Origin of the sequence: Paraburkholderia gardini (assembly GCF_907164545.1) — a bacterium.
Lineage (GTDB): Bacteria > Pseudomonadota > Gammaproteobacteria > Burkholderiales > Burkholderiaceae > Paraburkholderia > Paraburkholderia gardini.
On record NZ_CAJQZB010000011.1, the window covers coordinates 1 to 25,205 of the forward strand.

The window sequence follows — 25,205 nt, forward strand, 5'->3', positions numbered from 1 at the left end:
CCGGGCGCCGCGCCGCCCCCTTCGATGTCGCCCTGGCAGCAGCGCGCGCCCATGCGCGCGCGGAGCCGTCAGATCGAGAACGAACCGGACGTCTGTCCCGTCGACTCCTGCAAGCCTTTGAGCCATTTGCGCGCCGGCAGCGCGAGCGAGTCCTCGATCAGCCTGGCGCGTTTTTGCAGCGTGGCGAACGGCACGTCGATGGCCGGACCCGAGAACGCAATCGCGACGCGATTGCCGTCGTGCACTTCCGGCAACGCGAAAACGCGGCCGTCGAACGCCTCGTTCAGGCGCTTCATGTTGCGCACGAAGCTCGGATGATCGCCGAACAGGTTGATCGTCACCACGCCCGCATCGGTCAGGCACGCCCGCACCGCGCGGTAGAACGCGACGCTGTCGAGTACCGGGCCGCGCGCCGTCGCGTCATAGACGTCGATCTGCAGCGCGCCGATCGTGCCATGATTCGCGCGATCGTTGACGAAGTCCCATGCATCGGTTTCATGCACGGTCAGGCGGGCGTCGTCGTGCGGCAACTCGAACATCGTCCGGGCTGCGATCACCACGGCCGGGTTCAGCTCGACGGCCTCGACTTTCGCGCGCTTCAGGAAACGATGCGCGAACTTCGTCAGCGCCGCGGCACCGAGGCCCAGCTGGACGACGCGCTTCGGGGTTTCGAGGAACAGCAGCCAGGCCATCATCTGCTGTGCGTATTCGAGTTCGATGTGATGCGGCTTTTTCAGGCGCATCGCGCCCTGTACCCACTCGGTGCCGAAATGCAGATAGCGCACGCCACCCTCTTCCGAGAACGTGACCGGCGCGAAACGCGGCTTACGCGGTGTCTCGATGAGCGGTGCGTCGTCGAGGTCGTCGTCGCGGTTCCTGCCGGACGCACGATGCTTCGCGCGCGACATTTTCTGCTTCGATTCCACGGAATCAGCCTGTTTGTTGCGGAACGCACGCGCTTCGGCTGAAGCGCGCCTGATCAGTTTCGTCATGTAAGGATGTCGCGCCAGGGACGCAATTTTTTGGTCGAACGAGAGGATAGCATTCGCCGGACTCGACGCAGGCAATACGAGGGGATGTAGCCCGCTTCAGTGGTGACGGACGTAGAGCGTACGCCTGTCAGACAAAAGCGGGCAGCGTGACGAGGCCGGGTCAGGGCTGCCCGGCTCCCGCATCCATCCTTGCAATGGATCCTGCCGGCCTTCAATGCTTGAGGCAGGTGTCGGCGTTCTTCCAGGTGCAAGTGTCAAGGCCGGTGTGGATGACCGGCTTCACCGTCTTTCCTTCCGCGAGATTACGCATGACCATCGCGGCCTGATAGCCCATTTCCTCCGGCCGCTGGCCAACGAGAACATTGACCTTGTGATCCTTGAGGGCTTGCAGTTCCGGTCCAAGCGTATCGGCCGAGACGATGACGAACTTGCCGCTCTGGATCTTGTCCATGATCGGCGCGACGACCTGCGAATAGGCCTGAGGGGCGAAGAGCGGCCAGCCGCCCTCGAGCACGAAGGCATCGAGACCGGTGGCGTTGGCGGTCAGCGTGTCCTGCATCATCTGGTTCGCTCTCGCGGCGTCGTCGTTCACGTAGAGCGGGCAGGCGCTGATCTCATGCCAGCCGTTTTCACCGGCGAGCTTCGTGACTCCCTTCTTGCCGGAAAGTGCGTCGCGCGTGCCCTGGGCGCGCTGGTTGATATTCTCGGCCGCGGGATTACCCATGACGAGGCAGATATTGCCACCCTTCGGCATCAGCAACTTCAACTGCTCGCCGAGCTTGACGCCCAGTTCGTAATTGTCGGTGCCGACGTAGCTCTTGCGCAGCGACGCGTCCTTCGGCAACAAATCGGCATCCGCGGTGATGACCGGGATCTTCACATTACGGCGCCGCAACTCTTCGGCCACGGCCGGGGCGTTCGCGGGCGAGATCGCCATGCCCGCCACACCCTTGGTCAGGAGGTCGTCAATGATCTGCACTTCGGCGCTTTCGTCCGCAGCCGTTGCGGGACCCGTGTAGTAGCAGGTGTAGCCTTCCTTATGAAGTTCCTTGTTCGCCCGCTCGCATCCCTGGTGCATCAGGTCGAAGTAGGGGTTGTCGAGACCCTTCACCACCAGCGCCAGGGTCTTATCGGCTGCGAAGGCGGAGGAGGCCAGCATCGCGAGCCCTCCAATCGCAGCAAGACACATCAAAGCTTTTTTCATTGTTTCCTCCGGTCTCATGCAAAGCTGTCGGCGCCGGGTCTACGGTGCCCATGTCCGCTCGCACACTATCCATGATAGTTCCAGGGAAAGTCCGTGTTCGAGCTTTAATCTTGCCGCGGCTCCCTCGCGTTTCGCGTGAACGCCTGCGTCCGGCAGTGCCGCATCTCGTCCGACCGCACCCCTGGCACCGGCCGTAAAGACATTTCAGTCTCCTTGCCGCTCGCCACCGAGCCGGTTAAAGAGCACGGCGATGATGATGAAAGCACCCACGACGGTACCCTGCCAGAACGAGTCGACCCCGAGCAGGATCAGGCTGTTGCGGATGACTTCGATGAGTGCGGCGCCGACGACGGTCCCGAAGGCGCTGCCAACGCCCCCCATGAGATTGGTGCCGCCGATCACGGTCGCGGCGATCACGCGCAATTCGTCGCCCGCGCCAAGGCCTGTCGTCACCGCGCCGAGCCAGCCCACTTCGAGGATCGCCGCGACGCCCGCCATGAGGCCGGCTAGCACATAGACGGAGCAGATGATGCGACGCACCGGAACGCCGGTGAGTCTCGCCGCATGGCGATTGCCGCCGACCGCGAAGACGTAGCGACCCCAGCGCGTCCACGCAAAGGCGAACCAGAAAAGCACGGCGAGGACAATCAGGAACCACACCGGATTGGCGAGGCCGAAGGTCTTGCCACCGCCGAGGGCAAGGAGTTTGCTGCCGTCGGGACCGAAATCGAAAATGGTCCGGCTGCCGGAGAACACCAGCGCGAGACTACGGCCGACGCTCAGCATACCGAGCGTCACGACGAAAGGCTGCATGTCGAGACAGGCGATGAGCAGACCGTTCACGAGGCCGACGAGCCCCGCGGTCAGGAGCCCCATGCCGATGCCAGCCCAGATCGGATAGCCGGCATTCATGACCACCGAGAGGACGATACCGCTCAAGCCGATCGTCGAGCCGACCGAAATATCGATGCCGCCAGTGACGATCACCGCCATCATGCCGAGCGCGACGATTGCGACGAAGGCGAAGTTGCGCGTGACGTTGAAAAGATTTTGCTGCGTCGCGAAAGTCGAGGTCACGAACGAGAGCACGATGCAGGCGACGATCGTTGCGAGCACCACCCAGAACACCTGGCTCGCGAGAAGCCCGGTCCAGCGAGTATGCGTCCTCGCGGATTGCGGATCGTCAAGCAATGCCGACAATGGGGCGGGCCTTTCCTGCGGATCGTTCAATTTCGGGCTCCCGTGCGAGTCAGGTTCAGGCGGCGGCGATGGCTCCGGTGATGAGACCGGTCACTTCTTCCGGAGAGGATGCTTCGGTCTTCTTGTCCGCGACCTTGCGCCCACGCCGCATGACGACCACGCGATGGGCGACGGTGAAAATGTCCGGCATGCGATGGCTGATGAGAATGACCGCGATGCCGTGTTCGGACAGGCGTTTGATGAGATCGAGCACCTCGACCACCTGCCGGACGCTGATCGATGCCGTCGGCTCGTCCATGATGACGAGCCGCGCTTCGGAGAGCCGCGTGCGTGCGATCGCCACAGCCTGTCGCTGGCCGCCCGACATCTGCCGGACGAGATCGCGGGGGCGCGTCTCGGATTTCAGTTCTTTGAAAAGTTCGCCGGCGCGCCGATACATGGTCGCGTGATCGAGAATGCTGACGAGCCCGAAACCGAGCCGTGGCTCCCGGCCAAGGAAGACATTGGCGGCCGCCGTGAGGTTGTCGCAGAGCGCAAGGTCCTGATAGACGACTTCGATCCCCTGAGCGCGGGCGTCGACCGGCTTGCTGAAATGCACCGGCTTACCGTCGATGAGGATTTCGCCGTGCGAGGGGGGAAAGTTACCGGCGATGACCTTCACCAGCGTCGATTTCCCAGCCCCGTTGTCTCCCATGAGTCCGACCACCTGACCCGGCTCCAGACTGAACGTCACGTCGCTCAGAGCTTGAATGGCGCCAAAGTGTCTGGAAATGCCTCTGAGCTCTAGAAGACTCATGGACTGTCGCGCTCGCTCCAGTAGTGCCGCCCATTTCTTCGGCCGGGAGGCCGGGAGAGCGGTAGACATGCCAGCTAGCATTTTTTATAGCACAACGGCGCCTTTTGGCAAGCCTCCATCGGTTACCCGATTTATCCGCGGCCCAAAGGGGACCCGCACGCGTTGCGTCTCAAGCTGGTCGCTCTTCTGTACAACGATTCTCGATCAGGGTCATTGCATGGGAGAGCCAGGGCCATTCGATACGGATTTCCGGCGACATCCACTGCGATCGTGACGCAATCGTGCACGCGTACACGTCGATATGGCCAGATGTCTCCGATCTGTGTGCGCAAACCGGGTGTGAAGCGGTTCTGAACGAAGATGGAACAGAAGACGCAGGCACGTCTACCGATCTATTTACGGGAACGTGGGAGCTCGTTCGAAAGAACTGGGTCATCTGTTTCCTGTCCCGGTCGGTTGCCACTCAGTGACGCTGGAATTACGCGGACAAGGTGACATCGGCGACGGGTTTGCATCCATCGACGCGGATGCGCTGCTCAAATTCCTGAGGCGTCGGGGTGCAGTTGCTGGCGATCCGGGGCCGCTTCCAGAACCACTATGCGAGGCTACAGGTCTCGCTGCGGCCGACCTCCTGATCGCGCCGCGAGGCGGAGCCGTCAACTACAAGGTGGCGCCTGGCGAACATGTCTCGCGTAGCACCGTTATTGCGGAAATCGGACAGTGACCGGCCCCGGATTGGGGACCGGGACCCATTAGGGGTACCCCCGAAAATCGAAATTCACCCTTGCGAACAATGCGCTTAATTATCAGCGACCGCTTTCCTAAACTAGGTATCACCTGCGTACGTGTATCGTTGCCAGCCCTGAGCGGCGATCTTTGGTTTGCCTCACGTGTACCACTGCGAACGGTCGCGCGAGTTTGATCGCCACGCGCCAGGCGTGCAACGACCGCTATGGAGCAACACGAATGGGTCGTCTGCGTCGATATTCCAGTCCAATCAAGGAGGGACGGATCATGAACAAGGCAGTCAGCACATTGATCGCGGCCGTCGCCGCACTCGCGCTGTCGGGCGGCGCTTATGCACAGAACAACACGCTGGCAACCCCGACCACCGTGTCGCCGGCCGCCAATGCAACGAGCGGCTACGGCACACCTGGCGCCGCCAGCTCGGACAGTGGCATGGGCTCCGGGTCGCCGAACCCGGGCCAGCCGACGAACACGAACACCAGCTCGACGTCCGGCACCAGCGCTTACGGGGGCAACAACACGCTGGCAACCCCGACCACAGCATCGCCGGCTGGCAAATAACAGCAATTAGTGACGACAACCTGGCGCAAGCGCAAAACGAACAAGCGCCCCTCATTCACCACCCGTCATGAGAAAAGCCGTTGCCCTCACGGACAGCGGCTTTTTGTTTCTCCCTAACCTCTTCCTGGCAGCAGCTTGCGGCACACCCACTGATTGCGTGCCTGCAAGGCGACCCGAATAACCGCGACCGGGCTAGCCTGCCGTACGGTGCCAGAAGGCGGGATTCGACCAACGTTGAACGACCGCTTCGCGGACCGAAACAGGTCGGGTGCTGCCCGTCGTGCCAGGCAGGAAACGGTCTGGAACTGCAGCGCAATGCATCTACGCGGTCGCCGGGAGATTTGCGTCGGCTTGTCCCCGGCCGCCCTTATAATCCGGCATGACTCCATCCATCTCCCACGCAGCAAGCTTACGGCCGACAGCACCGGCTACGCGATTCATCGGTTTGGTGGTCACGCATACCTCAGCGGGCCACTCACCATCCACGCATGTGAAATGCACGTCCTGCGAGCCACAGCTGGCGGCCGCATGAAAATACCCAAACGGCTTGCGCCGCTTCTCGAAGAAGGACTCATCGACGAAGTCATCGGTCAATTGATGAGCGGCAAGGAGGCAACAGTCTACGTCGTGCGCAGCGGCGAATCGACGCGTTGCGCAAAGGTCTACAAGGACGCGAAGCAGCGCAGTTTCCGGCAAGCCGCGTCGTATCGGGACGGCCGCAAGGTCAAGAACAGCCGGCAGGCGCGGGCAATGGAAAAAGGCACGCGCTACGGCCGTCAGATGCAGGAAGCGTCATGGCAGAACGCCGAAGTCGACGCGTTGTTCCGGCTCGCCGACGCGGGTGTGCGTGTGCCGCAACCCTATATCTGTACCGACGGCGTGTTGCTGATGGAACTGGTGATCGATGCGGAGGGTGACGTCGCGCCACGGCTCAACGACGTCGACCTGACCGAAGCCCGCGCCCTCGAACTGCACGCGCTGCTGCTGAACCAGGTTGTCCGCATGCTCTGCGCGGGCATGATTCACGGCGACCTGTCGGAATACAACATCCTGATGGCAGCGGATGGGCCGGTGATCATCGATCTGCCACAGGCCGTCGACGCAGCCGGCAACAACGAAGCCGCCGCGATGCTCAAGCGAGACGTCGACAACCTGGCCGCGTACTTCGGACGGTTCGCACCGCAAATACTCACCACGAGTTATGGCACGGAGATCTGGACGCTCTTCGAAGCAGGCCAGCTGCACGTCGATGCCGAACTGACCGGCCGCATCGAAGTCGACACGCGACCTGTGGACCTCGATGGCGTGCTGCAGGAACTCGAAGACACACGTCTTGAGGAAGACGCGCGACTGCGGCGACAGCAGGAACTGAGCGCAGGCCGGTAACCGTGCTCGACGTTCCACGAAGATAGTCCTGAAGTGAAGGTCTTCGAGGAATGTCGCTGCCCGGCCAACGGCGACCGCCTGTTTATGGGTGACGGCCGCCGTGCCCCCGACTCGAGCGCGTTTACTGGCCGCCGAACGGCTTCCTGACAGCGAGCCTGCTGGTCACGGACACCACCCCGGTCACGCTTTTTGCGATCGCGGTCACCTTGTCAATCTGTGACTCGTCCACCACCGTCCCGTCAAGCGTCACCGCGCCGTCCTTCGCGATAACGCTGATTTTGCCGGCGTCAATCTCCTTGTACTTCACGATGGCGGCATAGACTTTCCGGCGAAGCGCACGATTCGCCTGCCGGGTCGCCTTTGCAGGCATGGCGCCAGACGCCGCCATGGCGGATCCGGTCGACGCAGCGCCCGTTTCGCTGGTCTGTGACCATGCGTGAATGGAAGCCAGAGCGAACAATACGCCGCAGGCCAATCTGAGTGCCGGGACAGTCTTCATTGAATTCTCCATATTTTGTTGATCACGGGATCAGAAGCTGTGACGGATGCCGATCATGGCTGCGGTGGTCGACACGCCCGGCGCAACAGGCTGCCCGTACACGATCGTCTGGTTCATGGTGCCCTTGTTGTCGACATACCCCACCTGCGCGTAGGCGAGCGTGCTCCTGGACAGGCTGTATTCGGCCCCCACCGCGAATTCATTCGAGTGACTGGCCGAATTATTCCGGTCCTTCAGGTAATAGAAGCCCGATGTGACCTTGAAGGTCGGGGTGAACTTGTAGCCCAGACCCGCCGAGACCAGTTCAAAGTCGACGTGACCGCTGTTCGCGGGATTCTTGCCGATGCTGTATGACGTCGAGACGGAAAAATCGTGAAACGTATACAGCGCGCCCAGATAGTAAAAGCGGTTATTGCTCTGTCCGGTCGCCGGCGTAGCGGGGGCCGCCGGATAGGTAGCCGGGAACGGATTGCTGTCGTGCCCGTTGTAGTACGCGGCCGCCAGATTGAGGCCGTAGTTCGAATACTTGAGCACGGCCGACTCGCGCGTTCCGCCTTGAAACTGGCCCGCGACACCGCCGGGCGCATATTCGAGCGCGAGGGATGCGCCGTAGAACTTCGGCGACTGATAAACCAGCGCGTTGTCGTCATACAGTGCGCCGATCGGGCCGTTCGTGCTGGTGCCCGGCCAGCCGGCAGCCTGGTTCATGCCAATCCACGCGGTCAGGATACTGCCGAAATACTGGGCGCCCCGTACGTCGGTGTCGTACATCGCATAGATCATCGGCACGATCTGCCGGCCCGCGTCGATGGTGCCGAACGGACCCGACACGCCTACCGTCGTCTGCTGATTGAAGACCGCGGTGGCGCCCGGCGCGTCGGCCAGGCCGAGCTTCCCGCTGCCGCTGCTGAACGACCCCTGCAGCTTGAAGTTGATCTTGTAACCGCCTCCGATGTCTTCGGCGCCCTTAAGACCCCAGATGCTCGCATAGATGCCGCCGTCCTTGAACGCGTAAACCTTCCCGGTATTCGGCGCCCTGGGCGAGAACGAAGCCGCCGACGTGCTCTGATACAGCAACCCGGAATCAATGGCGCCGTACAACGTCACCGACGATTGCGCATAAGCCGCACTTCCAGTTGCAGCCAATGCGGCCGCAGCGATCCATTTCAATTTCATTGCGTCTCCAGTTATTGTGTTTTAAACAACCCGTAACGACGTACGTCGATGTAGAACCCAAAAGATCGCCTGCTGGCTCACGACGCCAGCAGATAGTCCTGAAACCGTTCGCGCAGCTGGTTCTTCAACACCTTGCCGGTGGCGCCAAGCGGCACCGCGTCGACAAACACGACGGCGTCGGGAGTCCACCACTTCGCGATTTTTCCCTCGAAGAACGCCAGCAATTCCTCCGCCGTCACCTGTGCATCCGGCTTTCTCACGGCGAGCAGCAGTGGCCGTTCGTCCCACTTCGGATGCCTGGCGGCAATGCACGCCACGTATGCGATTGCGGGGTGCGCGCTTGCGATGTGCTCGATTTCGATCGAACTGATCCATTCGCCGCCGGACTTGATCACGTCCTTGCTGCGATCCGTGATCTGCATGAAGCCGTCGGCGTCGATGGTCGCGATATCGCCAGTTGGGAACCAGCCATGCCCATCGGCATCAATCCACAGGGGATTTCCGCCTTCGTTCCGGAAGTAGTTGCGCACCACCCATGGGCCGCGTACCAGCAACTCCCCTGAGGTCACACCGTCCCAGGGCAATTCCTGTCCGTCCCCACCCAGGATCTTCATGTCGACGCCAAACACTGCCCGGCCCTGCCTGGCTTGCACGGCGCGGCGGTCTTCCGGGCTCATGCCACGGTGTCGCGCTTTCATCGCGCCGACGGTCCCGAGCGGACTCAGCTCAGTCATGCCCCATGCGTGCAACACTTCCACGCCGTACCCGTCCTGGAACTTGCGCAACATGGCGGGCGGACAGGCCGCGCCGCCAATGACGGTGCGCTTCATGCTCGTGAACGTCAGGCCTTCCTGTTCGAGCCAGGTCAGCAGGCCCTGCCACACCGTCGGCACGCCGGCGGCGAAAGTAACCTGCTCGGCTTCAAGGAGCTCATACAGCGATTGACCGTCCAGCCCCGGGCCGGGGAAAACCAGCCTGGCCCCGACCATGCACGCCACGTACGGCAGACCCCATGCATTGACATGGAACATGGGCACCACCGGCAGGATCACATCGCGTGCCGAGCAGTTCAGCGCGTCCGGCAGCGCGGCCGCAAAGGTGTGCAGCAAAGCCGAGCGGTGGGAATACAGCACGCCCTTCGGGTTGCCGGTCGTGCCCGACGTGTAGCACAGCGTGCAGGCGGTGTCCTCGTCGAAATCCGGCCACGCGTAGTCGGGGGAATGCCCTTCGATCAGGTCTTCGTAGCACAGCAGACTGGCAATGCCGGAATCCTGCGGCAGGTGCGCGCGATCGGTCATCGCGATAAACGCCCTGATCGTTCTGCAGCGGCCGGCAATCGCCTTCACTAACGGCAGGAAGGTCAGATCGAAGAACAGATACTGGTCTTCCGCATGGTCGGCGATGTAGGCGATCTGGTCGACGTGCAGGCGCGGATTGATCGTATGCATCACCGCCCCCATGCCGGAAATGCCGTAGTACAGCTCCATGTGGCGATAGCCGTTCCACGCCAGCGTGCCGATGCGATCGGACGCCTTGACGCCGAGGCTGATGAGCGCATTGGCCATCTGACGGGCTCGGCGATGGCAATCGCGGAAGGTGTAGCGGTGAATGTCGCCCTCTACCCGGCGCGACACGATTTCCGTATCGCCATGATGGCGGTCCGCATGCACGATCAACGAGGAAATCAACAACTGCTTTTGCAACATCAAGCCGTTCATACGGTAGTCCATTCTCTGTTACGGGGTCGCGGGTCGCGGCCGGAAGTCACCCTTTTTCGCGGCGACGGCGTTCGGGCAACGCTGGGACGCCTGCCTTTTGCAGGTCAGTCATCTGGTCCTGGCGATCTGTCTCACGCCGCATTCTCCAGAACAATTTGCATAGCTAATCGTATTGATAAAATCTGCAAATTTGATGCAAGACTTTACGTCGCGGTCACCTGGGGCAAGAAGCCTCTGTCGTCATATCACCGCGCCGCCGTTCGGGCTGATGATCTGGCCGACCAGGTAGTGATCGCCGGCCAGATAGGTGACTGTCGACGCGTATTCCTCCATCGTGCCGAGACGCCCGGCCGGGACGAGCTGCCAGAGCTGGTTGCGCGTCTCTTCACCGATGCTGCGCAGGTACGCGTCGAAGTCCGGGGTGGCCACACCGCCCGGCGCCATGGCGTTGACGAAGATATTGGCCCCTGCCACTTCGGCGGCGACCGCCCTGGTGAAGGCGACCACGGCACCTTTGGTGGCGCTGTAATGCGGGCTATGAGCGCTCATGGCCGAGATTCCGGCGATCGACGCGATGTTTACGATCCTGCCGTCGCGCTGCGGCTCCATCAGCCTGAGCGCTTCACGTGTGCAATAAAAGAGGCCGTGCACGTTGACGTCCCAGTAGCGATGCCACTCCTCGTCGCTTATGGTGCTGGTGAAACCCAGTGACTGCCGCGGCACGGGCGTGGTCAGATACGCGTAGTGCCTGTTGCGGCGCCCGGTATCGACCGGCCTGTTCGGGACAAGCGCGGCATTGTTGACAAGAATGTGCAGCGTGCCGAAGCGCTCGACGATGCGCGAAAACATATCGGCGACTTCTCTGCTGGACGACACATCGCAGCGCAGCGCCAGACACGGCGCGCCGGCCCCTTCCACCGCCGCGCGCGTCTCTTCCAGCGCCGGCATGTCGATGTCGCAAATCGCGACGCTTGCACCGGCTCTGGCCAGATCGATGGCAATGGCACCGCCCATGCCGCGACCGGCACCGGTGACGAGGGCAACACGCCCTGCGAGATTCTGACGTTGGTTTCGCATTTTCATGACCTCACCGGCTGTACATTTTCCAGCGCGAGCGCGCGCTGCTTGCGCGAGGCACGCGCCGCGAGTGCAAAGAACAGTGCCGAGCTGATCGCCAGCGCGTCGGTGGCGATCAGAACGCCAGTCAGCGGAGCGGTCACGCCAGCCTTGATGAAATAGTCCGCGACCGTACCGACGACCACGGTGCCGATGGCCAGAGCAAATACATTGATCGACAGCATCGTGAAGCCGGTGACCGTCGAGCGCATGGTCTGCGGCGTCATGTTCGCAAGTGCCGTCATGCCCGGGCCGTACACCGCCAGCGGCAGGAAGAATCCGGCACACATGCCGATGTAGAACAGGGGCGACCCGGTAGGTGCGAAACGGTATGCCAGCATCAACGGCGCGCAGATCACGACAAGGAGTGTCATGAAGCTCGCATGTCCTCCCCGCAACTTTCTCGCCACGCGATCGCTCATGACGCCGCCCACCGCCGCGCCAAGCGTGCCGAACACCAGTTGCAGCGTGCCTATCCTGCTGGCAATGCCAGCCGCGTTCATGCCGCGTTCGTTGACGAGCCATAACTGCGTGAAGGCGAAGCTGGCAAAAACCAGATGGATCAGCACGAAGCCAGTGATCATGAAGCCCAGCGCCGGCGTGCCCCTGACGATGCGCAGGACCGCGAGCACCTGTGGCAGGAAGGCTGCGCCGCGTTCCTGCGGTGCGAGCCGGCTGCGGTCTTCCTTGAGCAGCGCCAGCGGCAAGGCGATGGCGACGCCGACGATGCCCAGGGCATAGAACGTAGTGCGCCAGCCGTGCGTCGCACCAAAGCTGCCGGCGAGCAGGAAGCTGCAGCCGATTCCCAGGGGGATGCCCATGAAAAACAGCCCCATTGCCGTGCCTCGCCGCTTCTCGGAAAAAAGTTCGGCCAGCAGGGCCACCGCGGCAGGGACCAGCGCCGCCTCGCCGCTGGCGACGAAAAAGCGCGCGACGACCATCTGCTCGAAGCTTTGTGCATGGCCCGAGGCCAACGTGCAGGCGCTCCAGATCAGCACGCCGGCGGCGATGACGCGAGTACGGCTGAAGCGGTCTGCCAGCGTGCCCATGAACATCGCCACCACGCCGAAGCTGAGTACCCACACCGCGCCGACCAGAAAGCCATACTGGGCATTGCTGAGCGACAGATCCTTGATGATCTGCGGCGAGAAGCCGAGCAGCATGTTGCGGTCGATATGTGCCAGCAGGTGGATCACCAGCAGGGACGCCAGCACGGCAGGGGGGCTTTTTTTCCAGAACATCATCTGTCTCCAGGACTGAGGGGCTTGGCTTGCTGGCGAGACGGCATGCGGTACGCTGCCGCGTTCCGTCCTGCCACCCTCTGTCAGGCGGCCTTGCGTCCCGCTCCGTCGCGCTGGACGGGCGTGCGGTTAGGCACCATGCCAAGGTTCTCCAGCGTCTCGCCGGCGCTGCCCCAATGCGTGCCGATCTGGTAGATGCGATGGGCATCCTCGCCGCTGGCGATGTCGCGATTGAGTTCGCGCGCGATGCGAACCATCTTCTCGATCTGTTGTACCGAGGTCGCGCGTTCGCCGTCCGGGCCGAGCAGCGTGTCCTCGATGCCGACGCGCACGTGCAGGCCCAGCGCGATCGCCATCGTGTTCATCGGCACCACATACCGGCCCAGCGTTTCGAGCGTGAGCACCGCGCCGTCCGGGGTACGGCGGGCGAACTCGAGCATGTCGGCCGGGTGCAGCCCGGCCGCCCCGCCACCGATCGCCACATAGTTGAGGACCACCGGGCCGGTATAGGCCCCAGCGCGAATCAGGCGCTCAACCGTTTCCAGTTGCGTCAGGTTCCCCAGCATGAAGTGCGGCTGGATTCCGCTAGCGACCAGGCGCCGGAGGTGCTCGACATGCCAGGACGGACTGGACGGCACGATCATGTCGCGGTAGGCGGCCTGGTACGCCGGATTGGCCAGCGAGGTACCTGCGTAGTCGGCCTCGACCAGCAGCTCCATGATGTTCATCTGGCTGGTGTTGATTGCCACCGTCACCTGATCCGGTCGCGGATCGAGTTCGGCCAGCATGTGGCGGGTGTCGTCGGTCATCCACTTTGCGGCCTGGCCTTCATCCTCCGGTGCGAACGAGATCGAACCGCCGACCTGCAGAACCATCTTCGGCACCGCTTCGCGCAGGCGGCCCAGCATCTCGTTGAACTGGGACAGCCGCTTGCTGCCCTTGCCGTCTTTCTCGCGGACATGCACGTGCAGGACGGTCGCGCCCGCGTTGTAGCAGTCGACGGCTTTCTGGACCTGTTCGTCCATCGTGACCGGGATATCGTCCGAATCGCCGGGAATCCATTGCGGGCCATAGGGCGCGACCTGAATCACGAGTTTTTCCTGATTTTCAGGCAGCAGGGAATCGTCCAGGAAATGCATGTTTGTCTTCCTCTTTGATGAATGGGTTGCGTCGCGGCTGGCGGATTACGCGACAGCTTGCGGGCCGGGCGCCTTTGTCTGCCCGATCGCGGCGAGTTCTTCAAGCAGGATTGGCGCGCCAAGGCTGCTTGAATGAATGCCAAGGACGCTCACCGCTTGCAGGACCGCTGCAATTTCTTCCCGGGTGGCGCCCAGCTCGAGCGCCTTGCGGATATGGCGACGTGTGCCGGGCGCATACATGTGGGTGCAGGACGCATCGACCGCGATCGCGATGAACTCGAAAACCTTGGGTTCCAGCACACCCGACATCACGGGGTGCATGCCCATCGCCATGAATTTCTCGGCCCAGGCGGGATCGAGTTCGGCAATCGCGTCCCAGGCGGGATTCCAGTTGCCGGTCGCGCGCAGCTGGTCACAGACCGGTGTGGCGCGGTGCTCCGTCTCGTTGCTCATCTTCGTCTCCCTGACTTTCCCGGATGACGCGGGACGTTGAACCGTCGCGCGTCGCTGGAGAGAAGTATCGGATAACGGCGAATTGCCGATTGACATAACGGGACTATGAATTTACATTTCGGGACACTACGGGAAATCCTTATGTCCTATCTGCTGCGCAGTGCGGCCCTGACCAATTACGTCGAAGTGGCGCGGTCGGTGGGGCTGGATCCCTATTTCCAGTTGAGTGCTGCCGGGATCAACCGGTCGGCGTTACTGGACCCCGACACCATGATTCCCGCGGAGGCGGTGGGACGCCTGCTGGAGGCATCGGCGCAGGCCGCCGCCGTCGACGGCTTCGGGTTGCGCATGGCCGAGAATCGCGAGCTGTCCAACCTGGGTCCGCTCGGTTTTGTCGTGCGCGAACAACCGACGCTGCGCAAGGCGCTCGAATCGATGGCGCATTACCTGCGTCTGCACAACGAAGCGATCTACATGCACATCGAGGAGACGGAAGGCCTGTCCGTCATCCGGCAAGACATCGTGGGCAGCTTTCCCGGCCTGGTGCGCCAGGCTACCGAGCTCGTGCTGGGCGTGCTGTACCGGATGCTGAGCATGATTCTTGGGGCGAACTGGAAGCCGCGCGGCATCTGCTTCACGCACGATGCTCCAGCCAGCCTCGCCATGCACGAACGGGTGTTTGGCGCGCCGGTGGAGTTCAATCAGGATTTCGACGGCATTGTGTGCCTGACCTCCGATCTCGACGCCACGATCCCAACCTATGATCCGGTGATGGCGCACCTGGTGCGCCGCTATCTGGATTCGATGCTGGTTCAGTCAAACGAAACGATGTCCGACAAGGTCAGGAAGCTGGTTATCGCGCTGCTCCCGTCCGGCGCCTGCTCGGTCGAGCAACTGGCGCAGCAGCTGGGCGTGGATCGCAGAACCGTGCATCGCCACCTCGCGCAGTCTGGCGAAAGCTATTCCTCGATTGTCGATACGGTGCGGGTCGAACTGGTGATGCGATATGTCGAGCGCCGCGACCGGCCGCTGTCGGAAGTCGCGACGCTGCTGGGATTCTCATCGCTGAGCGCGTTTTCCCGCTGGTTCAGTGGGCGGTTCGGCTGCAGCGTTTCGGCGTGGCGCAGCGGAAAAGGACAACGAAGCGGTGGCGCTGACGAGGCGTTTGCATAGCAGGCGGCGCATTGGTTCGCCCATTCTGGAAGCCCAGTGCGCGACAATGAACGCTGCGTCATGGCGACCATCGGACAGCTTCACCCTGAGCTGTGCCTCGAGGTTCGCGAGGGTCTGGGCGACCACCGATCACCCGCGCTCTACGGTTCGCGCAACCGCACCTTCAGGAAATCGATGAACAGCCGCGCTCTCGCCGGCAGCAGACGGGTTTCGGTCACGGCGTGCACCTGAACCGGTGCGAGACTCCAGCCGGGCAGCACGCGAGCAAGGCGCCCCAGCGTGACGTCGTCCAGCGCGAGCACGTTGTCCAGCACGGCGAGCCCGACACCTTGTATCGCCAGCGCGCGGCTCAGCGCGACACTGTTCATCGCGAAGCGTGTCCCGACCATCACGTTGACCGACTCGTCGCCGCGATAGAACGTCCTCGCGACTTGCCCCAGCCTCGCTGCGCCTTCCACGATGCACACCACGTGTCTGTCGAGATCGTTGGGGTGCGTGAGCGGCGCGGCGCGCCTCAGATACTCCGGCGACGCGTACAGATAGCGCTGCAGCACCGCGATCGGCCGCGCGACGAGCGTCGACGGCGCCGTGGGCGGCGGACCGAGGCGGATCGCGAGATCGAAGGGCTCCGTCTGCAGATCGACGGGGCGCGGCGACAGGTCGAACTCGAAAGCGATCAGCGGGTACGTCTTCCCGAAGTCCGCGATAACCGGCGCGAGATATCCAGTGGCGAAGTCCGCGGGCATCGACACCCGTAGCGTGCCGGTCGGACGTTCGGCCACATCGCGCAGCGACTCGTGCGCGATCCGCGCTTCCTCGACGATGCCCTGGCAGCGCCTGAAATACACCTCGCCCGCTTCCGTCAGCTCGACCTTGCGCGTCGAGCGATTCAGCAGCCGCAGGCCGATCGTCTTCTCCAGCTCCGCGATGTGACGCGACACGGTCGAGTTCGGCATGTTCAGCGCGTCCGCCGCCCGGCGAAAACTCTTCGCGCGCGCGACCTCCACGAACAGACGCATGTAGTTCAGTAGTTCCACGTCGATTGCTCCACTGATGGATCAGTGTTTTCAATTGTAGGCCTTTATCCCACTGACGAATCAGTTCATCGTGTCGATACTCCTTCAACCTTTCGGGAAATCGACATGAACCCTCTCAACGAAACCGTCCGCATCGGACGCCATACGCTGCGCAACCGCCTCGTCATGGCGCCGATGACGCGCTCGCGCGCCGACGACGCGACCGGCGTGCCCTCCGCCCTCGCCGCGCAGTACTACGCACAGCGTGCGGAGGCTGGCCTGATCATCACCGAAGGCACCTTCCCGTCGCCGATGGGCAAAGGCTATGTGCGCACGCCGGGCATCCACTCCGCCGCGCAGATCGACGGATGGAAGCGCGTCACCGACGCGGTTCACGCGCGCGGCGGCCTGATCTTTCTGCAGTTGATGCACACCGGACGCATCTCGCATCCGGACCTGCTGCCGAACGGCGCGACGCCCGTCGCGCCTTCGGCGATCGCAGCCGCGGGCCAGGTGTACACCGCGACAGGACCGCAGGACTTCGTCGTGCCGCGCGCGCTCGAGACCGGCGAGATCGCCGGCATCGTCGACGCGTACCGCTTCGCCACGCGTCACGCGTTGCAAGCCGGCTTCGACGGCGTCGAACTGCATGCGGCCTCCGGTTATCTGCCGGAACAGTTCCTGTCGTCCGGGACCAACCAGCGCACCGACCGCTACGGCGGATCACCGGAGAATCGCGCTCGCTTCATCCTCGAAGTGCTGAACGCGATGATCGACGAAGCGGGCAGCGACCGCACCGGCATCAAGATCTCGCCGGAGATGGGCTTCAACAGCGTGACCGACGCGGCGCCGCAGGAGACGTATCAATACCTCGTGCAGCGACTCGGCATGCTGAAGCTCGCGTACCTGCATCTCGCGCGCACCGGCAGCGCGTTCGATTACCGCGCGCTGCTGCGGCCGCTTTTCGACGGGCCGCTGCTTGTCGGCGGCAGACTCGACCGGGACAGCGCCGGATCGCTGATCGCCCAACGCGATGCCGACGCCGCCGTATTCGGCAGCCTGTATCTTGCGAATCCGGACCTGCCGCAACGCTTCGCCGAGGGCGCGCCGCTCAATGCGCCGGACCGTGACACGTTCTATTCCGACGGCCCCCAAGGCTATATCGACTACCCTGTCCTGGAGCAAACACGATGAGCCGTGCGCTTTGCGTCGCCGCGCGGCGATTACATCCGATGTAATTGGCGTACGGAGCGAGCGCTTCTATTCTCTGGCTGTCGGGCGCCACCAATCCGGTGGCGCTCACCGTCAAGGAGATACCATGTCCCGCTATCCTGTTCACACGATCGAGTCCGCGCCCGCGCAATCAAGGCCCGTGCTTCAGCAACTGCAACAGGCGTTCGGCCTGATTCCGAACATCGCGGCCGCGATGGCCGCTTCACCGGTGCTGATCAACGGCTTCATCGGCCTGTTCGAGCGCGTGCATGCGAGCAGTCTGACGGAGCCGCAGATCCAGACGTTGCTGCTGACCAACGCGGTCACGAACGCCAGTGAGTGGCCTGTCGCGTTTCACTCGGCCCTCGCGTTGAAGGCCGGCCTGCATCCGGCGGATGTCGACGCAATCCGGCACGGCGGCCTGCCTGGCGACACCAGACTGGCCGCGCTGTCGACGCTGGCGCGCACGCTGATCGAAAAGCGCGGTCGCGTTGCCGAATCGGACCAGCGACGCTTCCTCGACGCGGGGTTCAGTTCCGAACAGATACTCGAGGTCATTGCGGTGGTGGCAGCATCTGCTATCACGAACTACACCAGCAGCGTGACCCAGCCGGCGCTCGAAGCGCCGTTTGAGGAGTTCGTCTGGCATGCGAGCGCAACCTGAGCCCGTTATAGTCACCCGCCTTGATCAGGGGAATCCGATGAACGTCACCCGTCCCGATCCAAAAGTGCCACGGAGCGAACTCGGGGATTTATTGCGCTATTGGCGCGACGTGCGTGGCGTGAGTCAGCTCGATCTGTCGCTCGAGGCCGGTGTCTCGCAGCGCCAGATCAGCTTCATTGAAAGCGGACGCAGCGCGCCGGGCCGGGAGACGCTATTGACCCTCGCGCAGACGCTCGACGTGCCGCTGCGCGAGCGCAATGCCCTGCTGCTCGCCGCTGGCTACGCGCCCGTGTATTCGGAGGCACCGTGGAACGCACAGGAGATGCATAGCGTCATCCGTGCGCTTGAGCGGGTCGTTCGCCAGCACGAACCGTTTCCGGCGATCGTGATGGACCGTCACTGGAACGTCCTGATGACCAACGACGCGGCGCTTCGCTTTTTCAACCACTTCATCGACATGGCGTCGCGCGAAGGACCGCGCAACATGCTGCATCTGATTTTCGATCCGCAGGGTATGCGTCCGTTCGTGGCCGACTGGGACAACGTCTCGCGAAGTTTGCTGCAACGGGTGTATCGCGAATCGGTCGGTCACGTCATCGACGACAACACAACGCGTCTGCTCGACGAACTGCTTGCGTATCCCGATGTGCCGCCCGACTGGAAGACGCATCGTGCGCCGACCGCCACGCCCACGATGCCGGTCATTCCGCTCGGCTTCGTCAGCGAGGGCGTGGTTCTCCGCTATTTTTCGATGGTGACGAGCGTCGGAACACCGCAGACCGTTGCCGCGCAGGAACTGCGCCTGGAATGTATGTTCCCCGCCGACGATGCAACCGAAGCACGCCATCAGCAACTGCTCGCAGCGCACTCAAAGGAACACTGAGCGGCGGCTTTGCCGGCTGCGATCCCACCGACCGCTATAGCCGCGCGTAAGGCTGCGACAACGCCTTCGCGGACCTGATGAGATCTTCGAGCATCGCCGTGCGCTTTTCCGGCGCCGTGTCGCGGCTCGTCATAAAGCAGAGCGCGGCGACCGCCAGACCCGTTCGATCATGTATGGGTGCCGCCATGCAGTATCGAAACGTGTGCGAAAGGCCTTCTGTACAGCAGTAACCCTGTTCAGCAGTGCGCTCGACGTCATGGAGAAAGTCCTCGAATTCAACGCGCCTGCCATTGTCGAGAATGAAGTCTTCGTCTGGAATCAGCGCGCGGATCTCGTCCGCGCGCAGGTGTGCGAGCAACAGGCGGCCCGTTGCGGTCCACGGAATCGGCACCTTCACGCCGATGTCGGAACTGATATTGAACGGTCGCGAGCTGTTCTCGGACAGCACCACGGTGTACTTGTTGCCTTCGAGCATGCACAGTTGCGCGGTCTCATCGTGGTTCCTGACCAGCGCGAGAATCGCCTGGTGCGCGCGACTGATCAGATCGTTGTGTACTGCGTAATCGGCGCCGTAGTAATGCATCTCGCGGCCAAAAAACACACTGCCGTCCGCCGCGGTTTCGAGCCATCCCGCTTCCGTGAGAATGGTGACCAGTTCGTAGATGCTCGAACGCGGCGCGCCGGTCGCTTCAATCAGGTCGCGCATCGTCATCGGACGCCGCGCGATATGCAACTGCCTGAAAATTCCGACGACGCGGTCAACGCCTCTCGCCCTCGATGATTCTGGTGCGGACATTCCTTCAACTCCATCGACGACAGTTTCGCGGTTCATCTTTTGTTTGACGTGAGTCTGGCGGGCAACGAGCGTCTCTTCCCCGTCCGGTCGCGCGCTCAATGGTCGAGCACGCGATGCAGGAACTGGCGCGTGCGTTCGTTCCGCGGGTCCACGAAGATCTGCTCGGGTGCGCCCTGCTCCGCGATCACACCCTTATCCATGAACACGACACGATCGGCGGTCTTGCGCGCGAAGCCCATCTCGTGTGTGACGACAACCATCGTCATTCCGTCGCGCGCCAGCCCTCGCATGACCTCGGTTACTTCGCCGACGAGTTCCGGGTCGAGGGCGGACGTCGCCTCGTCGAAGAACATGATGCCCGGCTCGACCGCCAGCGCCCTCGCGATCGCCACGCGCTGCTGCTGGCCGCCCGAGAGCTGGCTCGGATAGTGCGCGGCGCGGTCGGCGAGCCCCACGCGGTCGAGCGTATCCATCGCCCGCTTGCGCGCATCGGCCGGGCTCATCTTGCGCGCCTTGATGAGCGCGAGCGTTACGTTGCCAAGCGCGGTCTTATGTGGAAACAGGTTGAACTGCTGAAACACCATGCCGACGTGCCCACGGATTTCTCTAGCCCGTCGCGCATCGTGTAGCGGCACTTCGTTGACCCAGACCTCGCCTGCGTCGGCCGTTTCAAGGCCACTCATGATGCGCAGCACCGTGCTTTTCCCGGAACCGGAGGCGCCGATCAGCACGAGCACTTCGCCCGGCCGCACATCGAGGTTGATCTCCTTGAGCACCTGCGTGGCGCCAAAAGACTTGCTGACGCCGGCGAGGTTGATGATGGGTCTGGACGCAGTGGTCGTAGTAGTAACGGTCATGACAACAGGCTCCTTCTTCGATCATGGTGGCGCACCCACTGCGACAGTGGAAAGCACACGATGAAATACAGCACGGCAACGAGTCCATAGATTTCCACCGGCTTCCCGACCCGGTCGACGATGGCCTGACCCCCATGCATCAATTCCGACATGCCGATCATGCTGACGATCGACGTGTCCTTGATGAGCGACAGATACTGGCCGATGAGCGGCGGCATCACGATCTTTCCGGTCTGCGGCAGAACCACCGAAAAGAAAGCCTGGGTCTTGCTGAGGCCGAGGATCTGCGATACCTCCCACTGTCCTTTCGGAACAGCTTCGATGCCGGAGCGGAACACCTCGGCAATGTAGGCGCCTTGATAGACGCTCAAGCCCACCACACCCGCTGCGAATACATCGATTGCATAACCGAAGTACGACACGCCGAAATAGATGAACATCAGCGTGATCAGCACGGGCGTGCCGCGAAACAGTTCGGTATAGAGTTTTGCGACGCGCGGCGTACCCCATGGCCCGAATGACCGCAATACGGCCGCCAGCAGGCCGATCAGCGTTCCGCCGACAATCGACGCCGCGGACAGAAGCAGTGTCGCCAGCAGACCCTGAAGCAGGATCGCGAGGCTCGTCGTTAGCAATTCGCTTGACATCTTCGATCTCCGGTTTGGGCACTCAGGTGCGATCGGCCTGTCGCGCGACAAGGAACGAACGGCGGGTACGTTTCTTCATGACCAGCGGCGGATGAAAAACGCGCACGCCGAGCTGGGCCGCCACCCACGACAGGAAGTTGCTCAACACCAGATAGATGATCAGCGTGATCGTGAAGGTCTGGATATAGAGCAGCGTGCGTGCGTTGATCACCGTCGCCGTTCCGCTCAACTCCGGTAGTGCGATCGCTGACAGAAGCGATGTGCCGAGCAGCAGCTGGATCAGGTTGTTGACGATCGCCGGATAGACGGCGCGCGCGGCCTGCGGCAGAACGACCTCGACGAAGATCTGCGAGCGCGAGAGGCCGAGGATCGATGCCGCTTCCATCTGACCGCGCGACACGGACTGGATGCCCGCGCGAAATACCTCGGCCAGATACGCGCCGACGTTCACCCCTAACGCAATGACGCCAGCCGTGTAGGCGTTGAGTGTGATGCCGAGCGACGGCAAGCCGAAGAACACGATGAAGATCTGCAGCAGCACCGGCGTATTGCGAATCGCCTCGATATAGACACTCGCAACGGCGCGCAGCAGCCCGACGCGCGACGCGCTTGCCAGCGCGGTCAGCAAGCCGAGCAGCAGCGCGAGGATGAAAGCCAGCAGCGTGATCTGGAGTGTCAGCCACGCCGCGTGAACGAAATCATTCCAGTAGCCCGCAAGGGTCAGCCATTCATAGCTCATGGTTCCTCCGTCTCTCAATCGACGTAGAGCAGACGCGGATTCAATACTGTGGATTCAGCGGGAAACGCGGGTCTGAGCCGAACCACTTCTTGTAGAGCTGTGCGTTCAACTTCGACGCGTTGACCTGGAACAGGAACAGGTTCAGGTAATCGAGCCAGACCTGGTCTCCCGCCTTCACCCCAAACGCGTTGTATTCGAGAGGAACCAGCGCTTCGTTGGTCACGGTCAGTTCCGGATCGAGCGATGCCTGATAGGCGAGGAAGTTGTTGTCCTCGATCATCGCGTCGGCCTGGCCCTGCTTGACGGCGAGGATTGCTGCCTCCGAACTGTCGAATTCCTGGATCTTCACCTGCATATTCAGCGAGCGCACTTCGTCGCCGTTCGTGGAACCCTTGACGGTGGCAATCGTACGGTTCGACATGTCCTTGATGGACTTGATGCCGCTGCTTTTCTTCACGAGCAGCGCCTCGCTCGCTACCACGTACGGATTCGTGAACGCGATTTCCTTCGCACGCTCGAGGTTGCGGGTGAAGTTGCAGAACACCACGTCAACCTTGCTGGTCTGGAGGTTCGGGATGCGATTGGCGCTCGTCGTATTCACGACCTCGAGCTTGACGCCCATTTGCTTCGCCAGTTCTTTCGCCAGATCGACGTCGTAGCCATCGGGCTGGCCGGCCTTGTTGTAAAAGCCGAACGGTGCAAAGGTCAGGCAATCGCCTACTCGCAGCGTCCCACGCTGCAGGACCTGCTTCAGCGTCGAATTGACCGCGCCGCCCTGATCGGACGTGGCGATCTTTGTGCAGCCGGCGAACACCAGCAGAGCGGTCACAGCGAACAAACCAGCGAATCTTGCGCTTTCTCTGACGAGTCTCATTTTTGGGTCCCGATCTGAAGTGATGAGTCGGTGCGTGGAAAGAAACGATGATCGGCATGGCGCTCGCAGCATGCTCCGACGGATGAGATCGAGATGATCGTGCGCCTATGCTCAACTGTCTGATATACCGGACTCGTGTCCGACACAGCAGATGAAACGCAGTGTTCCACGGAAAAAAAATCGTCGCAATGGGGTATACGTCAGCATCGCCCGGGCATGTTTTATAGCCGTGCGATGCTTTCAAGGTGAAAGGGCCGGCCAGATACGAATCCGGTTTGACGGCACCGTTCCCCACTCCGTCGAAGAGCAGATCGACCTTGCGTTTCAGCGAAGACCCGGCTTTACGCCTTCTCAGGGCTCAACCGCCTTGAACAGCCGATTCTTGTCGAGCGTGGCCGGATCGAGCGTCTTCTCGCCACCTTCCGCGGGCAACGCGGGGCTGGCGTCCTCCAGTGCGGGTCCGGTATAGCGGCCTCGTGGCCGTATGACCTTGCCGACCTGAAGCTGCTCGATGCAATGCGCGAGCAGACCCACACTCCGGGCCGTTGCGAACAACGCGAACGACGCATCGCGTGGCAATTCCAGCTGCGCCGCGAGCGCGGCAAGCGCAACGTCGATATTCGGCTTGAGCCCGGTCAGCTCCACCACCCTGGTGACGAACGACATAAGCTCTTGAGGGGGATTCAGCATTTCGAGCAATGCGCCCGCCCGCGGATCGCCGTCCGGATACAGATGATGTCCGAACCCCGGGATTGGGATGGCCGACTGCAAATGATGGGCAACGACGTACTCCGCACCGAGTCTTCGGACGTCGTCGAACACAGCCCGCACGCGGCCTGACGCGTCGCCATGCAACGGGCCTGAGAGCGTCGCGAGCCCCGTGAGCAGGCATCCCGGCAGCGATGCGCCGGTGGAGGCTGTAATCCTCGCGGCGAACGCGGAACTCGTGATCTCGTGGTCGGCCACGAGGACCATGGCGCGGCGGATGAGTTCGGCGCCATCGCGGTCCTGGCCCCAGCCGAGCGCGAGACGTTCATGCACCCTTTGTGCGTTCGCGTCGCATCGGGCGCCAAACGCCTGCGCGACGAACGCCACGAGCCGGCCAGCCTCCACATGCAGTGCACTGTCCGTGCGTCCAAGGGTCGAGTGCCCGCAGGCCGCAAGCGCCGCCAGCGATGTGAACGCGCATTGCCTGCCTCGCTCGTTACCCTGTAGTGGCACGTCCCCGGTTTCGAAGGAAACGGACGTGCGCGCATTCCAGAGAATGGCCGCCACGTCCTCAAGCGTCGCCGTGTCCGCTAGCCGGATGCTGTCCCGTCCCCGGTAATATGCCCGGCCTTTTGCGAAGGTGGTGATGCCGCTGTAAATGCAGGGCTCCGCACCGAATATCGTCCCGGCGGCGAGCGCCTCGCGCTTGCGTCCCACCTGTTTCTTGCGACACAGAACAGCGACGTCCTCCGCGCGATAGAGACTCTTGCGCGGATCATGCGGATCCGACATGACCGCGATATTGCCTCGACTTACGTACGCATAGACAGTCTGAGCCTGCACTCCGAGTTGTCGGGCTGCTTCCGTCAGAGTGATCCAGTTTCGCATGGGATGGCAGGCAAGGTGAGGCGGTGGAACGCGGCAGGAGAGGAATTGCGATACGGATCGCGCGTTGCATGCGAGCGCGACCGGTCCGGCGTCAATACTGACGTTTTTTCAGATAAAAGTCATCTCGGCGGGTCGCCGCTCCAGGATCTCGACGAGAATGTCGCCCGGCGATCGCACAAAACAGGCTCTGACGCCGGGGCGAACCTGCTTGACCGGCTCGACGATTTCCGCGTCGCAACGCAACAGATGGTCGAACGCTGCATCGAGATCGTCCACGACCACGCCGAAATGATCGATGCCCTCCTTCCGCTCACCATGAGGACGGGTGGTTTGGGCGCTCGCCAGCGAAGTGATGAAAAGGTTGATGCTGCCGATGCGCACATCCACTCGCCCCGGGCGACGCACGATCTCGGCGTTCAGGCAGCGCGCGAACCATGCGGCGGTGGCCTCGGCATCCGCCGAGCACAGTTGCAGATGATCCCACTTGAATTCAATCATTCGATCTCACCGGTTAGTAGAA

Annotated in this window: 25 protein-coding genes; 6 read left to right on the plus strand and 19 right to left on the minus strand. The window is 62.5% G+C overall.

Features of this window, described 5'->3' with window-relative positions:
* Positions 1-68: 68 nt before the first annotated feature.
* The 4 genes from LPA37_RS10130 to LPA37_RS10145 all read right to left on the minus strand — a co-directional run bounded on the left by LPA37_RS10130 (position 69) and on the right by LPA37_RS10145 (position 4,261).
* Positions 69-992, minus strand: a complete 924-nt coding sequence (locus LPA37_RS10130) for a class I SAM-dependent methyltransferase (protein ID WP_229012470.1) — start codon at positions 990-992, stop codon at positions 69-71.
* Between the two features lie 211 nt (positions 993-1,203).
* Positions 1,204-2,196 carry a sugar-binding protein gene (locus tag LPA37_RS10135; RefSeq protein ID WP_229012471.1) on the minus strand — a complete coding sequence of 331 codons (993 nt, stop codon included), beginning with the start codon at positions 2,194-2,196 and terminating at the stop codon, positions 1,204-1,206.
* A gap of 204 nt (positions 2,197-2,400) precedes the next feature.
* Positions 2,401-3,396 carry an ABC transporter permease gene (locus LPA37_RS10140; protein WP_229012472.1) on the minus strand — a complete coding sequence of 332 codons (996 nt, stop codon included), beginning with the start codon at positions 3,394-3,396 and terminating at the stop codon, positions 2,401-2,403.
* Between the two features lie 55 nt (positions 3,397-3,451).
* Positions 3,452-4,261, minus strand: coding sequence for an ATP-binding cassette domain-containing protein (locus LPA37_RS10145; RefSeq protein ID WP_229012473.1), 810 nt, complete (start codon positions 4,259-4,261; stop codon positions 3,452-3,454).
* Positions 4,262-5,206: 945 nt separating this feature from the next.
* On the opposite strand from LPA37_RS10145, the gene LPA37_RS10150 reads away from it, so the two are divergent.
* A complete protein-coding gene (locus LPA37_RS10150) occupies positions 5,207-5,500 on the plus strand; it encodes a hypothetical protein (RefSeq protein ID WP_229012474.1) in 294 nt (97 codons plus the stop codon).
* A gap of 528 nt (positions 5,501-6,028) precedes the next feature.
* On the plus strand, positions 6,029-6,886 hold the full coding sequence (locus LPA37_RS10155; RefSeq protein WP_229012475.1) for a PA4780 family RIO1-like protein kinase: 858 nt from the start codon (positions 6,029-6,031) through the stop codon (positions 6,884-6,886).
* A 121-nt stretch (positions 6,887-7,007) separates the two neighbouring features.
* Here the strand turns inward: LPA37_RS10155 and LPA37_RS10160 are convergent, their stop codons facing one another.
* The 7 genes from LPA37_RS10160 to LPA37_RS10190 form a co-directional block, all read right to left on the minus strand.
* Entirely contained in the window at positions 7,008-7,385 is a 378-nt protein-coding gene (locus tag LPA37_RS10160) for a BON domain-containing protein (protein ID WP_229012476.1), read from the minus strand.
* Between the two features lie 30 nt (positions 7,386-7,415).
* Complete coding sequence (locus LPA37_RS10165) at positions 7,416-8,561, minus strand: porin (RefSeq protein WP_228974098.1); 1,146 nt, start codon at positions 8,559-8,561, stop codon at positions 7,416-7,418.
* A gap of 77 nt (positions 8,562-8,638) precedes the next feature.
* Positions 8,639-10,279 (minus strand): 3-(methylthio)propionyl-CoA ligase, encoded by a 1,641-nt coding sequence (locus LPA37_RS10170; RefSeq protein WP_229012477.1) that lies wholly within the window; start codon positions 10,277-10,279, stop codon positions 8,639-8,641.
* A 240-nt stretch (positions 10,280-10,519) separates the two neighbouring features.
* Positions 10,520-11,362, minus strand: a complete 843-nt coding sequence (locus LPA37_RS10175; RefSeq protein ID WP_229012478.1) for an SDR family NAD(P)-dependent oxidoreductase — start codon at positions 11,360-11,362, stop codon at positions 10,520-10,522.
* Positions 11,359-12,639: an MFS transporter gene (locus LPA37_RS10180; protein ID WP_324251876.1), complete on the minus strand. Its 1,281-nt coding sequence runs from the start codon at positions 12,637-12,639 to the stop codon at positions 11,359-11,361. Before LPA37_RS10180 ends, LPA37_RS10175 begins: the two co-directional genes overlap by 4 nt.
* Positions 12,640-12,719: 80 nt before the next feature.
* Entirely contained in the window at positions 12,720-13,775 is a 1,056-nt protein-coding gene (locus LPA37_RS10185; RefSeq protein ID WP_228974090.1) for a BKACE family enzyme, read from the minus strand.
* A gap of 45 nt (positions 13,776-13,820) precedes the next feature.
* Positions 13,821-14,228 (minus strand): carboxymuconolactone decarboxylase family protein, encoded by a 408-nt coding sequence (locus tag LPA37_RS10190; protein ID WP_228974088.1) that lies wholly within the window; start codon positions 14,226-14,228, stop codon positions 13,821-13,823.
* A 141-nt stretch (positions 14,229-14,369) separates the two neighbouring features.
* Here LPA37_RS10190 and LPA37_RS10195 point away from each other — a divergent pair, with 141 nt between their 5' ends.
* Positions 14,370-15,401: an AraC family transcriptional regulator gene (locus LPA37_RS10195; protein ID WP_229012479.1), complete on the plus strand. Its 1,032-nt coding sequence runs from the start codon at positions 14,370-14,372 to the stop codon at positions 15,399-15,401.
* A gap of 140 nt (positions 15,402-15,541) precedes the next feature.
* Here LPA37_RS10195 and LPA37_RS10200 read toward each other — a convergent pair whose 3' ends face one another.
* Positions 15,542-16,438: a LysR family transcriptional regulator gene (locus LPA37_RS10200; protein WP_229012480.1), complete on the minus strand. Its 897-nt coding sequence runs from the start codon at positions 16,436-16,438 to the stop codon at positions 15,542-15,544.
* Positions 16,439-16,543: 105 nt separating this feature from the next.
* Between LPA37_RS10200 and LPA37_RS10205 the strand changes: the two genes are divergently transcribed.
* The 3 genes from LPA37_RS10205 (at position 16,544) to LPA37_RS10215 (ending at position 19,176) form a co-directional block, all read left to right on the plus strand.
* The gene (locus LPA37_RS10205; protein WP_229012481.1) at positions 16,544-17,611 is read left to right on the plus strand and encodes an alkene reductase; all 1,068 of its coding nucleotides are present in this window, start codon (positions 16,544-16,546) and stop codon (positions 17,609-17,611) included.
* A 124-nt stretch (positions 17,612-17,735) separates the two neighbouring features.
* The gene (locus LPA37_RS10210; RefSeq protein WP_229012482.1) at positions 17,736-18,293 is read left to right on the plus strand and encodes a carboxymuconolactone decarboxylase family protein; all 558 of its coding nucleotides are present in this window, start codon (positions 17,736-17,738) and stop codon (positions 18,291-18,293) included.
* A 37-nt stretch (positions 18,294-18,330) separates the two neighbouring features.
* Positions 18,331-19,176, plus strand: coding sequence for a helix-turn-helix domain-containing protein (locus tag LPA37_RS10215; RefSeq protein ID WP_229012483.1), 846 nt, complete (start codon positions 18,331-18,333; stop codon positions 19,174-19,176).
* Between the two features lie 34 nt (positions 19,177-19,210).
* Here LPA37_RS10215 and LPA37_RS10220 read toward each other — a convergent pair whose 3' ends face one another.
* The 7 genes from LPA37_RS10220 to LPA37_RS10250 form a co-directional block, all read right to left on the minus strand.
* Positions 19,211-19,972 (minus strand): IclR family transcriptional regulator, encoded by a 762-nt coding sequence (locus LPA37_RS10220; RefSeq protein ID WP_228974072.1) that lies wholly within the window; start codon positions 19,970-19,972, stop codon positions 19,211-19,213.
* Positions 19,973-20,067: 95 nt separating this feature from the next.
* Entirely contained in the window at positions 20,068-20,829 is a 762-nt protein-coding gene (locus LPA37_RS10225; protein ID WP_324251700.1) for an amino acid ABC transporter ATP-binding protein, read from the minus strand.
* Positions 20,826-21,476, minus strand: coding sequence for an amino acid ABC transporter permease (locus LPA37_RS10230; protein ID WP_229012484.1), 651 nt, complete (start codon positions 21,474-21,476; stop codon positions 20,826-20,828). The genes LPA37_RS10225 and LPA37_RS10230 overlap by 4 nt, the downstream gene beginning before the upstream one ends.
* Positions 21,477-21,498: 22 nt before the next feature.
* Positions 21,499-22,215: an amino acid ABC transporter permease gene (locus LPA37_RS10235; RefSeq protein WP_228974067.1), complete on the minus strand. Its 717-nt coding sequence runs from the start codon at positions 22,213-22,215 to the stop codon at positions 21,499-21,501.
* A 40-nt stretch (positions 22,216-22,255) separates the two neighbouring features.
* Positions 22,256-23,089, minus strand: coding sequence for an ABC transporter substrate-binding protein (locus LPA37_RS10240; protein ID WP_228974064.1), 834 nt, complete (start codon positions 23,087-23,089; stop codon positions 22,256-22,258).
* 351 nt (positions 23,090-23,440) lie between these two features.
* Positions 23,441-24,685, minus strand: a complete 1,245-nt coding sequence (locus tag LPA37_RS10245; RefSeq protein ID WP_228974062.1) for a citrate synthase — start codon at positions 24,683-24,685, stop codon at positions 23,441-23,443.
* A 108-nt stretch (positions 24,686-24,793) separates the two neighbouring features.
* Complete coding sequence (locus tag LPA37_RS10250; RefSeq protein ID WP_228974061.1) at positions 24,794-25,183, minus strand: VOC family protein; 390 nt, start codon at positions 25,181-25,183, stop codon at positions 24,794-24,796.
* Between the last annotated feature and the right edge of the window lie 22 nt (positions 25,184-25,205).